At 58.6% G+C, this 12,078-nt stretch carries 13 protein-coding genes; 7 read left to right on the top strand and 6 right to left on the bottom strand.

From position 1 onward, the window contains the following. Nucleotides 1-161: 161 nt before the first annotated feature. Nucleotides 162-1,070, top strand: coding sequence for a TIGR01777 family oxidoreductase (locus BZL43_RS02010; RefSeq protein WP_095630752.1), 909 nt, complete (start codon nucleotides 162-164; stop codon nucleotides 1,068-1,070). 8 nt (nucleotides 1,071-1,078) lie between these two features. Next, the gene (hemH, locus tag BZL43_RS02005; protein ID WP_095630751.1) at nucleotides 1,079-2,104 is read left to right on the top strand and encodes a ferrochelatase; all 1,026 of its coding nucleotides are present in this window, start codon (nucleotides 1,079-1,081) and stop codon (nucleotides 2,102-2,104) included. A gap of 105 nt (nucleotides 2,105-2,209) precedes the next feature. Here the strand turns inward: hemH and BZL43_RS02000 are convergent, their stop codons facing one another. Together BZL43_RS02000 and upp are read right to left on the bottom strand one after the other, a co-directional pair. Next, complete coding sequence (locus BZL43_RS02000) at nucleotides 2,210-3,484, bottom strand: uracil-xanthine permease family protein (protein ID WP_095630750.1); 1,275 nt, start codon at nucleotides 3,482-3,484, stop codon at nucleotides 2,210-2,212. A 2-nt stretch (nucleotides 3,485-3,486) separates the two neighbouring features. Next, a complete protein-coding gene (gene upp, locus BZL43_RS01995) occupies nucleotides 3,487-4,125 on the bottom strand; it encodes a uracil phosphoribosyltransferase (RefSeq protein ID WP_095630749.1) in 639 nt (212 codons plus the stop codon). A gap of 176 nt (nucleotides 4,126-4,301) precedes the next feature. Between upp and BZL43_RS01990 the strand changes: the two genes are divergently transcribed. After that, a complete protein-coding gene (locus tag BZL43_RS01990) occupies nucleotides 4,302-4,859 on the top strand; it encodes a hypoxanthine-guanine phosphoribosyltransferase (RefSeq protein ID WP_095630748.1) in 558 nt (185 codons plus the stop codon). 99 nt (nucleotides 4,860-4,958) lie between these two features. Here BZL43_RS01990 and dauA read toward each other — a convergent pair whose 3' ends face one another. Then, nucleotides 4,959-6,680, bottom strand: coding sequence for a C4-dicarboxylic acid transporter DauA (dauA, locus tag BZL43_RS01985; RefSeq protein ID WP_095630747.1), 1,722 nt, complete (start codon nucleotides 6,678-6,680; stop codon nucleotides 4,959-4,961). Between the two features lie 154 nt (nucleotides 6,681-6,834). Between dauA and BZL43_RS01980 the strand changes: the two genes are divergently transcribed. Both BZL43_RS01980 and BZL43_RS01975 read left to right on the top strand, forming a co-directional pair. After that, nucleotides 6,835-7,320 carry a hypothetical protein gene (locus BZL43_RS01980; RefSeq protein WP_095630746.1) on the top strand — a complete coding sequence of 162 codons (486 nt, stop codon included), beginning with the start codon at nucleotides 6,835-6,837 and terminating at the stop codon, nucleotides 7,318-7,320. A 63-nt stretch (nucleotides 7,321-7,383) separates the two neighbouring features. Next, the gene (locus BZL43_RS01975) at nucleotides 7,384-7,671 is read left to right on the top strand and encodes a PA4642 family protein (protein WP_095630745.1); all 288 of its coding nucleotides are present in this window, start codon (nucleotides 7,384-7,386) and stop codon (nucleotides 7,669-7,671) included. Between the two features lie 170 nt (nucleotides 7,672-7,841). Here the strand turns inward: BZL43_RS01975 and mqo are convergent, their stop codons facing one another. Next, nucleotides 7,842-9,350, bottom strand: coding sequence for a malate dehydrogenase (quinone) (gene mqo, locus BZL43_RS01970; RefSeq protein WP_095630744.1), 1,509 nt, complete (start codon nucleotides 9,348-9,350; stop codon nucleotides 7,842-7,844). A gap of 739 nt (nucleotides 9,351-10,089) precedes the next feature. Continuing rightward, nucleotides 10,090-10,323, bottom strand: a complete 234-nt coding sequence (locus BZL43_RS01965) for a hypothetical protein (RefSeq protein WP_095630743.1) — start codon at nucleotides 10,321-10,323, stop codon at nucleotides 10,090-10,092. 204 nt (nucleotides 10,324-10,527) lie between these two features. Here BZL43_RS01965 and BZL43_RS01960 point away from each other — a divergent pair, with 204 nt between their 5' ends. After that, nucleotides 10,528-11,112, top strand: a complete 585-nt coding sequence (locus tag BZL43_RS01960) for a YajG family lipoprotein (RefSeq protein WP_095630742.1) — start codon at nucleotides 10,528-10,530, stop codon at nucleotides 11,110-11,112. 279 nt (nucleotides 11,113-11,391) lie between these two features. Here the strand turns inward: BZL43_RS01960 and BZL43_RS01955 are convergent, their stop codons facing one another. Further along, nucleotides 11,392-11,598, bottom strand: coding sequence for a hypothetical protein (locus tag BZL43_RS01955; RefSeq protein ID WP_018929592.1), 207 nt, complete (start codon nucleotides 11,596-11,598; stop codon nucleotides 11,392-11,394). Between the two features lie 195 nt (nucleotides 11,599-11,793). Here BZL43_RS01955 and BZL43_RS01950 point away from each other — a divergent pair, with 195 nt between their 5' ends. Next, nucleotides 11,794-12,072 (top strand): hypothetical protein, encoded by a 279-nt coding sequence (locus BZL43_RS01950; protein WP_095630741.1) that lies wholly within the window; start codon nucleotides 11,794-11,796, stop codon nucleotides 12,070-12,072. The last annotated feature ends 6 nt before the right edge of the window (nucleotides 12,073-12,078 follow it).

The following is a 12,078-nucleotide window of genomic DNA, read 5'->3' as shown; positions in this document are numbered from 1 at the left end:
GTGGTTCAAACCTGTACAATATTGTTTTTTGGTATAACTTTTAGCGTTCTCGTTCTGGCAGCTTGGCCTATTGTTAAGCACAGAGCCTGTCCGATTCAAAAGATCCCTGCTTATAAAAATAGACTAGTGATCCGGGTAAAACGCCACGCGAGGAAGAAGTCATGCACATATTGCTGACCGGCGGTACTGGTTTGATAGGACGTCAACTCTGCCGACACTGGTTGAGTCAGGGGCATCACCTGACGGTGTGGAGTCGCACGCCTGCCAAAGTCGCTCAAGTCTGTGGCGCTCAAGTACGTGGAATCGCACGGCTTGAGGACGTGGGTCAAGAGCCGGTGGATGCCATTATCAACCTTGCGGGGGCACCGATTGCCGATCGGCTCTGGACGCACAAACGCAAGGCGTTGTTGTGGAGCAGCCGAATCACCCTGACTGAAACTTTACTGGCCTGGCTCGAAAGTCGCGAGCAGAAACCGCAGGTATTGATTTCTGGTTCCGCGATCGGTTGGTACGGCGACGGTGGTGAGCGGGAGTTGACCGAAGAATCGCCACCGGTCATTGATGATTTCGCCAGCCAGTTGTGCGTTGCCTGGGAGGAAACCGCACAGCGCGCCGAAGCCTTGGGCATTCGCGTGATCCTCATTCGTACCGGGTTGGTGCTGTCCGCCGAGGGCGGCTTTTTGTCGCGGCTGCTGTTGCCGTTCAAACTGGGACTGGGCGGGCCTCTGGGCAGTGGTCGGCAGTGGATGTCGTGGATTCATATCAAGGATCAAATCGCCCTGATCGATTTTCTTCTGCACCGCAATGAGGCCAGCGGTCCATATAATGCCTGCGCGCCCAAGCCGGTGCGCAATCGCGAATTCGCCCAAACGTTGGGCAGCGTGTTGCATCGTCCGGCGTTCATGCCGATGCCGACTCTGGTGTTGAAGGTGGGCCTGGGCGAGTTGTCATTGTTGCTGCTGGGTGGCCAGAAGGCCATGCCGGCTCGCTTGCTGGAAGCGGGCTTCACTTTCCAGTTCACCGATTTGCGCGCGGCGTTGGACGATCTGTCCAGCCGCCTTAAACAATAGGACGTTGCATGACCGATCACGCGTTGCTTCTGGTCAATCTGGGTTCACCCGCTTCTACCTCGGTGGCGGATGTGCGCAGCTACCTCAATCAATTTCTGATGGACCCGTACGTGATCGACCTGTCATGGCCGGTGCGGCGTTTGCTGGTGTCGTTGATCCTGATCAAACGCCCCGAGCAATCGGCCCACGCTTATGCGTCGATCTGGTGGGCGGACGGCTCGCCACTGGTGGTACTCAGCCGTCGTCTGCAACGGGCCATGACCGCGCAGTGGACTCACGGGCCGGTAGAGCTGGCGATGCGCTATGGCGAGCCATCCATTGAATCGATGCTGGTTCGTCTGGCGGCTCAGGGCCACAAAAAAATCACCCTGGCGCCGCTCTATCCGCAGTTCGCCGACAGCACCGTGACCACGGTGATCGAAGAAGCCAAGCGGGTGGTGCGGGAGAAAAAACTCGACGTGCAGTTCTCGATTCTCCAGCCGTTCTACGATCAGCCGGAATATCTCGATGCGTTGGTGGCCAGTGCCGAGCCTTATTTGCAGCAGGACTACGATCACCTGCTGCTGAGCTTCCATGGCTTGCCGGAACGGCACCTGACCAAAATCGACCCCACCGGACATCATTGCTTCCAGAGCGAAAATTGCTGTCAGAACGCTTCGCCGGAAGTATTAGCCACCTGCTACCGTGCCCAATGCCTGCGCACCGCTTCCGAATTTGCCCGGCGTCTGGGTTTGCCGGATGGCAAGTGGTCGGTGTCGTTCCAGTCGCGTCTGGGGCGAGCCAAGTGGATCGAACCCTATACCGAAGCGCGCCTTGACGAGTTGGCCAAAAGCGGCGTGAAAAAAGTTCTGGTGATGTGCCCGGCGTTCGTTGCCGATTGCATCGAAACCCTGGAAGAGATCGGTGATCGCGGGAAGGAGCAATTCCGCGAAGCGGGAGGGGAGGAGTTGGTGCTGGTGCCGTGCCTCAATGATGACCCGCAATGGGCCAAGGCGTTGAACGCCTTGTGTGAGCGGGCGCCGTTGGCGCTTTAAAAGCATCGCGAGCAAGCCTCGCTCCTACAGGATTGCGTCGTTTTAAGAGTCGACACACATCCTGTAGGAGCGAGGCTTGCCCGCGAAGGCATTCTTAAGGCTGGCTTACAACAGCGGCTCTTGCGCCTTCTTGTGCTTCCAGCTGTCATGGCCCGGCAGCAACAGGTTCAGCGCAATCGCCACCACCGCACACAGCGCGATGCCTTTGAGACCGAAATCGTCCGGGCCAGTACCGGTGCCGATCAGCACACCGCCAATCCCGAACACCAGCGTCACCGAGACAATCACCAGATTGCGTGCTTCGCCCAGGTCGATCTTGTGGCGAATCATTGTGTTCATCCCCACCGCAGCAATCGAACCGAACAACAGGCAGAGAATCCCGCCCATCACCGGCACCGGAATGCTTTGCAGCAGGGCGCCGAACTTGCCGATGAAGGCCAGGCTGATGGCAAAGATCGCCGCCCAGGTCATGATTTTCGGGTTGTAGTTTTTGGTCAGCATCACCGCGCCAGTCACTTCGGCGTAGGTGGTATTGGGCGGGCCGCCAAACAGACCGGCCGCGGTGGTGGCAATGCCGTCACCGAGCAGGGTGCGGTGCAGGCCGGGATTCTTCAGGTAATCGCGACCGGTCACGCTACCGACCGCGATCACGCCACCGATGTGCTCGATCGCTGGCGCCAGGGCTACCGGAACGATGAACAGAATCGCCTGCCAGTTGAATTCCGGTGCCGTGAACTGTGGAATCGCAAACCACGGTGCAGCCGCAATCTTCGCGGTGTCGACCACGCCGAAAAAGAACGCCATGGCAAAACCCACCAACACACCGGAGATGATTGGCACCAGGCGAAAAATACCTTTGCCGAACACCGCGACAATCAGCGTGGTCAGCAGTGCCGGCATCGAGATCAACATCGCCGTCTGGTAAGCAATCAGCTCGGTACCGTCGCCGGCCTTGCCCATCGCCATGTTGGCGGCGATCGGCGCCATGGCCAGGCCGATGGAAATGATCACCGGGCCAATCACCACCGGTGGCAGCAGGCGGTCGATGAACCCGGTGCCTTTGATCTTCACGGCAAGGCCGAGGAAGGTGTAGACGAAACCCGCCGCCATCACACCGCCCATGGTCGCCGCCAGGCCGAACTGGCCCTTGGCGAGAATGATCGGCGTGATGAAGGCGAAGCTCGAAGCGAGAAACACCGGCACCTGACGCCCGGTGACGACCTGGAACAGAATCGTCCCCAGACCTGCGGTGAACAGCGCCACGTTGGGGTCCAGACCAGTAATCAACGGCATCAACACCAGGGCGCCGAAGGCCACGAACAGCATCTGCGCGCCAGACAGCACCGTGCGCCAGAGCGGATCGTTGAACGCTTGCTGCATGCTCAAGCGTCCTTCTGCTTGGTGCCGAAGATCTTGTCACCGGCATCGCCCAGGCCAGGGATGATGTAACCGTGTTCGTTCAGTTTCTCGTCGATGGAGGCGGTGTAAATGGTCACATCCGGGTGAGCCTTCTCCACGGCGGCGATGCCTTCAGGGGCCGCCACCAGGATCATCGCGCGGATGTCCTTGCAACCGGCCTTTTTCAGCAGGTCGATCGTGGCGACCATCGAGCCACCGGTGGCGAGCATCGGGTCGATGATCATCGCCAGCCGCTCGTCGATTTCCGGCACCAGTTTCTCAAGGTAGGTGTGGGCTTCGAGGGTTTCCTCGTTGCGGGCCACGCCCACGGCGCTGACTTTGGCGCCCGGAATCAGGCTCAGCACGCCTTCGAGCATGCCGATACCGGCGCGCAGGATCGGTACCACGGTAATCTTCTTGCCGGCGATTTTCTCGACCGACACCGTGCCGCACCAGCCTTCGATGTCGTAGCTTTCCAGCGGCAAGTCTTTGGTGGCTTCATAGGTCAGCAGGGCGCCGACTTCCTGAGCGAGCTCACGGAAATTCTTCGTGCTGATGTCAGCGCGGCGCATAAGGCCGAGTTTATGACGGATCAGCGGATGGCGGATCTCGAGGATGGGCATGGGAAAGGCTCCGGCGGCGGGCAAAAAAACCGGTCTAGATTAATCTATCCGAGGGTGTTGTCCTATAGACATACAGAACGTTAGTCCACAAACGCTTGATCTGGCCTCGCTTGATGCGTACCTTTGCCCGCTTTTCCTGAACCGTCCCTCCCCCTCAAATCCCACTGGAGAGCGCCATGTCCGCTGATCTCGAGCATATCCGTCAAATCATGCGAGAGGCTGACTGCCTGTACACCGAAGCTGAAGTCGAGGCGGCCATCGCCCGCGTCGGTGCACAAATCAATGATCAGCTGGCGGAACGCAATCCGGTGGTGTTCTGCGTAATGAACGGCGGGCTGATTTTCTCCGGCAAGCTGCTCACGTACCTGAACTTCCCGCTGGAAGCGTCCTATCTGCACGCTACCCGTTATCGCAATGAAACCAGCGGCGGTGAGCTGTTCTGGAAAGCCAAGCCGGAAGTCTCGTTCATCGACCGTGACGTGCTGATCATCGACGACATCCTCGACGAAGGTCATACCCTGGGCGCGATCATCGACTTCTGCAAACACGCCGGCGCCCGCGCCGTGCACACTGCCGTGCTGATCGACAAGGATCACGACCGCAAGGCTCGCCCGGACCTGAAAGCCGATTTCGTCGGCCTGCCGTGCATCGACCGTTATATCTTCGGTTACGGCATGGACTACAAAGGTTACTGGCGTAACGCCAACGGGATTTTTGCTGTTAAAGGCCTGTAAACCTGATGTGTCTGGGGGCGCGATTTGCCACCAGGCACGTTGTAGCCTGAATGCAAGGCCTCATACCTGTGGCGTGCGCAGTTCGCTCGACCTGCGCGTTCAATCCTGCCCGGCGAGCCAATGTTCGCTTTTGCGTCGAGCCTGCTCCAGATTGTTCACGTAGGCCAACTGGCGCTGTTCCCGATGGATGCCCGCGCGCCTGAATTTCAGGCGCACTCGTGGAGTGGTGCCAACCAGAATCAGGCCGATGCCGTCGGTGCGGTAATCCCTGAGGATATTGTCGAAGGCAGCCAGCGCTGTCATGTCCAGCATGGGCACGGCACTCATTTCGACGATCACCACTTTGACCTGCGGGCTGAATTTGCGCAGTACGCCCAAGGCTTTTTCCGCCGCACCGAAAAACAGCGGCCCGCGTATCGCATAGCAGCGAACATGGTCCGGCATATCCTGTAAGGCTTGATGGAACTCGCGAGGCAGCTCGGCGGTGTCCGTGAGGTCGCTCATGCGTTTGATGAACAACCCGGCGGCCAGCAGCAGGCCGACGGCGACGGCCAGCACCATGTCAAACAACACCGTCAGGCTCAGGCAGGTCAGCAAGACCAGCACATCGCTGCGCGGTGCGATGCGCAAGGTGTGCACGACGTGCCGGGCCTCGCTCATGTTCCACGCCACCATCACCAACAGGGCTGCCAGTGCTGCCATGGGCAAATAGCTGAATACCGGGGCCAGACTCAGGATCGCCACCAGCACCACGGCACTGTGAATAATCGCTGCCAGCGGGGAAAAGGCCCCGGTCCGCACGTTGGTGGCGCTACGGGCAATCGCGGCGGTGGCGGTGATGCCCCCGAACAACGGAGCGATCAAATTGCCCAGGCCCTGGCCCAACAGTTCGGCATTGGGGTCATGCTTGCTGCCGGTCATGCCATCGGCCACCACCGCACACAGCAGCGATTCAATGGCACCGAGCATCGCAATGGCAAATGCCGGAGCCATCAATTGCCGGATCAGGTCGTAGGACAGTTGCACAGGTTGGCCATTGGCTGCCGGCAGGTTCCACGGCCAATCGAAGCCTGGCAGAAACGGTGGAATACCGGGATGGCTGACGCCGTCGATCACATAGCTGAAGCGCTCGCCCAGCGTTGCCACCGGCAGGCCGACGCGCTCGAGCAATAGACCCAGGATGGCGCCTATTGCCAAGGCCACCAGATGCCCGGGAATTCTGGGTAACAGCCGTGGCCAGAGGATCAATACCGCCAGGCAAACGACGCCGACCAGTGCGTCACCCCACTGTGCGCTGGGCAACGCCTGGATCAGGCCAAGCAGTTGTTCGATGTAATGTTCCGGACGCCCTTCAATGCTCAAACCCAGCAAGTCTTTCAATTGCAGGGTAGCGATGACAATGCCGATTCCGGCGGTAAAACCCAGGGTCACCGGATAGGGGATGTATTGAATCAGCCGTCCGGCCCGAATCAGCCCCAACGCAATCAGGATCAGTCCGGCGAGCATGGTGCAGAGCAATAAACCGCCCAAGCCGTATTGCTGGGTGATGGGCAGCAGAATCACCACGAAGGCAGCCGTCGGCCCACTCACGTTAAACCGTGAACCGCCGGTCAAGGCAATCAGTGGTGCGGCGATCAGTACGGTGTACAAGCCTTGCTGAGGTGGTACACCGACGGCAATTGCCAAGGCCATGGCCAACGGAATGGCAATGATTCCTACGGTTACACCGGCGCTGATATCGCCGCGCAGGCTTTTCAGGCTGTAGCCGGCACGCCAGGTCTGGCGCCAGGCGGCGAACAAGGGCGGTAAGGAAAACGACATGGGCACTCCGCAAAATCATTGATACTGCGCCGAAACATGGCTGAGGGCTCTGGAAGTATGCCCAACCGGATGCTTGAGAGTATTGATCCAGGTCGTTTATTGGTGTGGTCGATCCTCATGCTAGAGTGCGCGGCTACATGATATGGAGTCCGTCATGCGCTTTTTGATTCGATTGAGTGGCAGTTGCCTGCTGGCGTTGAGCTTGGCATTCACCGCTGTTGCAGCCCCTCTGCACGCACAATTCCTGCCGCCGGATGATCTGACCCTGCGCGATGGGCAACCCGAGCAGCAACAACTGCTGCAGGTCAGCGAATATTCGGTGGTGATTGGCAGTCAGCGCCAGTCCAACCAACAGCCGATCCCGGTCACCTCGCCATTACTGATCCGCCTCAAGGGCAAATCCTTGAACAAGGGCGCGACCATCAGCCAGGTGCTGGTCAACTTCGATGGCGAAAGCAAAAGCCTGAAAAAGCCGATCTATGACGAAAAAAGCAAAACCTTGACCCTCTATTACCCGCTTGCCCAATACCGGGTGGTGATCGATTTGTTGCGCAATGACACGGTGTATTGCCAGTTCCTCAGCTATGCCAACGGCCATGTCTGGGCCGATCTGCACACGGGCAGCATTCGTCCGCGTTGAGCCCGGCATCAAGGCAGGGGTAAACTGCCCGCCCTGTGAAATGTCTGCGAGCTGGAGTCGGCAATGCGTAAAGATAAGAAGCAAGTGATTGGTGACGAGATCGGCGATGCGCAGATCAAACTGTTCCTCGATTTCGAGCCGGTCGACGCCACTTCGCCATCGCTGCACAAATTGATCAAGGCGTACCGCGGCCTGCGTATCGATGACTTCGAGCGTTTTCTGACGTTCTTTGTCGAAGCCGGCTACGATCTGGACGGCAAGGATGAGCACGGCAATGACTTCGTTGCCCTGATTCAGGATCAGCGCAATGCGGCCGAATACATCGAGCTGATCAACAAGGCTCGCAGTTAAGATCAAAAGATCAGGATCAAAAGATCGCAGCCTCGTTTCACTCGACAGCTCCTACAGGTGGATGCGATCCAATGTAGGAGCTGTCGAGCGAAGCGAGGCTGCGATCTTTTCAGCGGCACAAAAAAACGCCCCGCTCTCAGGGAGGACGGGGCGTTTTTTATGGGGCTGAATCAAGCGTAGCTTGGGGTTTCGCTGCTTTCTTCAACCAGTTCCAGCGCGATGTTGTTCTGCGCATTGATCTTGCGATACAACGCAGCATCGGTTTCCAGCACCTTTTCCCGAGCCGGGAAGATTTCCGCCAGCTTGGCGGCCCATTCACCAGAGGCTTTGTTCGGGAAGCATTTTTCGATCAGCTCAAGCATGATCGAAACAGTCACCGAGGCGCCTGGTGACGCACCGAGCAGGGCCGCAAGCGAACCGTCCTTGGCTGCGACCAGTTCGGTACCGAACTGCAGAACGCCGCCTTTCTTCGGGTCTTTCTTGATGATCTGCACCCGTTGGCCGGCCACTTCCAGGCGCCAGTCTTCGGCTTTTGCCAATGGATAGAAACGACGCAGCGATTCCAGACGCTGTTCCATCGACTGCATGACTTCGCTGACCAGGTATTTGGTCAGGTCCATGTTGTTTTTGGCCACGGCCAGCATCGGACCAATGTTGCCGAGTCGGACCGACATTGGCAGGTCCATGAACGAGCCGTGCTTGAGGAACTTGGTGGTGAAACCGGCATAAGGTCCGAACAGCAGAGACTTCTTGCCATCGACTACTCGGGTGTCCAGGTGCGGCACGGACATCGGCGGAGAACCGACGGCGGCCTGGCTGTAGACCTTGGCCTGGTGCTGCTTGACCACTTCCGGGTTGTCGCAACGCAGCCATTGGCCGCTGATCGGGAAGCCGCCGAAGCCTTTGCTTTCTTCGATGCCCGAAGCTTGCAGCAGTGGCAGCGCCGCACCGCCAGCGCCGAGGAAGACGAATTTGGCGTCGACGTCACGGGTGTTGCCGGTATTGACGTCCTTGATGCTGACAGTCCAGCCGCCGTTATTGCGCTTCAGGTCGGTGACACGCTTGCAGTACTTGACCTGGGCATCGGGCGCGCTGGTCAGGTGCTGGAGCAATTGATTGGTCAGGGCGCCGAAGTTGACGTCGGTACCGTTCATCACGCGGGTGGCGGCGAGGACTTCGTCGGGCGCGCGGCCCGGCATCATCAACGGCATCCACTCGGCCATTTTGGCCTTGTCTTCGGTGTATTCCATGTCCGAGAAGGCATGGTGTTTGATCAGCGTCTTGAAACGTTCCTTGAGGAAGGAAACGCCGTCGTCGCCCTGCACGAAGCTCAGGTGCGGCACGGGGCTGATGAACGACTTGCACGAGCCGAATGTGCCTTTCTTGGTCAGGTAGGACCAGAACTGCTTCGACACCTCGAACTGGGTGTTGATATGCACGGCTTTCTTGATGTCGACGGTGCCGTCGGCGGCCTGCGGCGTGTAGTTCAGCTCACACAGCCCGGCGTGACCGGTACCGGCGTTGTTCCACGGATTGGAACTCTCCGCGGCACCGGAATCCATCAGCTCGACCACTTCCAGCTTGATCGCGGGGTCGAGCTCTTTGAGCAGTACCGCAAGGGTGGCACTCATGATGCCGGCCCCAACCAGTACTACGTCGACTGCTTCGTTATGCGCCATTTAACGCGTCTCCAAAATCTGCAGCACCAAATTGTCGGCATAGCTGCCAGGCGTTCCGGGGCAATGTCAGTGATGCCCCAGGTACCCATGGCCAGGATCGCCATGTCCGAATCTTCGCAATTTTTCGCAACTTCGACGGATGCATGCGGCCTGGCTTCAAGAGTCACATGAACTCATTTCGGCACGCGGCTGGCAATTCGACTTATGGTCGAGACATCCGTTTGTGCAACCAAATCCGTAGCGGACAGGCTTCAGGCCCCGGTGCTCGAGGAATACTCGGTCCTGTGTCGTTGGGCTGTTGTAGACGCTAATGGTGCATGTTCAGACGCAAAACTATTCATTTGCTCGCCACACTCTTGTGAAGTTGTGAAAACCCGTTTTTTTCACGCTCTTTTGAAGACGTGAACCTCAAAAAGGGCTGTCCCAGCCTGGCACCGTGCCCGGATGGATTGCCGCCATGGGATACATGACAGGCAAAACGGGCAAACAGCTCAGTGACCGAGCGTAATGACAGCTCTGCAGATTCGCGAAAAGTGGTGTTTTGCTAAAGGAACAGCAAGCGCGCCAGCTTCACTCGATCTGTGTGGGCGGCTCTCTGTGGGCGGTGCGGGGGTGTCAATACCGAGGCATTGACGATGCTGCGAGGCCCGATCAGGAGACGTCCTTATAATCGGGGGGAGATTGTAACGAAGAAACGCAGGGAAATGGTCGTGTTTAATGACTTTTATTAGGCGTCCGGTCAGGTGGTCAACAGTTGTTGTGCCCGTGCACGTGGCTGGCGCTGGCAGACACGGGCACTGGCGGGCAGGGGATGGTGCAGCCAGTTGAGGCGGATTTCTTCGATTTCGACCCAGCCATCGCCCATGGGCTGGAGGCTGCACTGCTTGAACGCCTGGCAGTGGCCATCGCGGTCGAGCAGGGCAAAGCAGCGATGCAGTGGGCGTGGCGCGAACAGAGAGACAAGAAAACGCATGGCAAAGTACCTTGTGGGTGACTGCTGTAAAGCGTGCCAGTGAGCCATGACGTCCATGTGTAAGGCCGGTGACAGGTGTGTGACAGGAACCGTGCCGGGCCGGGTTTGTCAGAGATTTCAGTAATCGTTGTGCGAAGCTAGTTCGCCGCAGTGGCGCACCGCTATACTGCGGGCCTGTTTGTGCCTGATTCTGGAGAGAAGAGCATGTTGCAACGCCTGTTGTTCGGTTTGATCACTGTGACCAGTTTGACCCTCGTCGGCTGCGCCCACAGCCCGCAACAACTGAACCCGGAACCCAAGCTGACAGCTCAGCTGGCACCGGTCGGCCGTGGTCAGCCGGTGGTGGTGCGTGTGGTGGACGGTCGTCCGTCGCCAACCTTGGGAACGCGTGGTGGCCTGTACCCGGAAACCAGCGCGATCACCGTGCAGGGCGCGCAGATTCTGCCGAAGCTGCAGGCGCAGGCTGAAGCGGCCGTGCGCTTGCTGGGCTTTACCCCGACGGCCAATGCGCTGAATGCACCGCAATTGACCGTGACCCTGGCCGAGCTGAAGTATCAGTCGCCCAAGGAAGGTTTGTATGTGACTGAAGCAACGATTGGCGCGACGTTCCGTTCGGACGTCCAGAATGCCAACCGCCGTTACAGCGGTCGCTACGGTGCGTCGCTCGATCAGCGTTTCGGCATGGCGCCGAATCAGGAAACCAATACCAAACTGGTCAGTGATGTGTTGAGTGATGCGTTGACCCGCTTGTTCAGGGACCCGACGATTGGTCAGGTGCTTGCCGAGTAACGAATTGCGGCTTGTTTAAAGAACCCGGTGTCAGTGATGGCGCCGGGTTTTTTTGTGCCCGAAGATTCATTGTGGAAGCAGGCTTGCCCGCGATTCACCCTCCTGTAGGAGCGAGGCTTGCCCGCGAAAGCGGCCTGACAGCCAACCAATCCCTCGCAGATGCACACGATTCAATTGTGGGAGCGAGCCTGCTCGCGATGGCGGTGTGTATCAGGCTACATCCATGTTGAATGTAAGAAAGCCTTCGCGGGCAAGCCTCGCTCCCACAGGGCGCGACGCTCAAGCCGCCTGCGAATAAAAATCCAGAACACTCACCCCCGTCAGCAAATCCGTCTCCGGCAAGTCTGCATGTTGATGCCCGCCCAGCGCGCAATACACCAGCCAATGCCGGTCCTGTACGTTGAAGGCAAGGCTGCCGACTAAGGTTTGTTGTTCGTCGCTTTGGGCAATGAGGTAGAGGCGGTCCTGGTTTTCGGCGTGGAGCATGACGCAATCCGTGTCAGTTTCGAGGGACGGTAGCGTGACGGATTCAGATGACGGTGCCGTGACACAGGACAGTCATCGGCTAAATGGTTTCGTTATTTGTCGGAAAGCGGGGGGCAGGTTGGGGCGGTTTCGGTAGAATCCGCGCCGTGGTCGTCGGTCCGGCGTCTGCTACACCGGTTTGCCTTGAGGTTTGTGATGTCGCTGCAATTGATTTCGCTTCTTACTGCTCATCCCGCCAAATTGATCAATTTGCTGGCCTTATTATTCGCCTTCCCGGGCGGCTGGTTGCTGCACGCCACCCGTCGCCGCGAACAGCGCGCCCTGGCCAGTATCGAGGCGCAGCGCCAACGTCGTCCCAACGTAGAGCCAACGCTGGATTGGGCAACCCTGCGCATGAACCGGTTCTTCTACCGCTTCGGTTTCGCCTGCCTCGGGATGGCGTTGCTGGTGTCGTGGATCAGTACTCGCGTCTGACACAAG

Origin of the sequence: Pseudomonas sp. PICF141, from assembly GCF_002286815.1 — a bacterium.
Classification (GTDB): domain Bacteria; phylum Pseudomonadota; class Gammaproteobacteria; order Pseudomonadales; family Pseudomonadaceae; genus Aquipseudomonas.
Note: the sequence above shows the minus strand (reverse complement) of the source record. Positions and strands in the feature narration are given on the sequence as shown.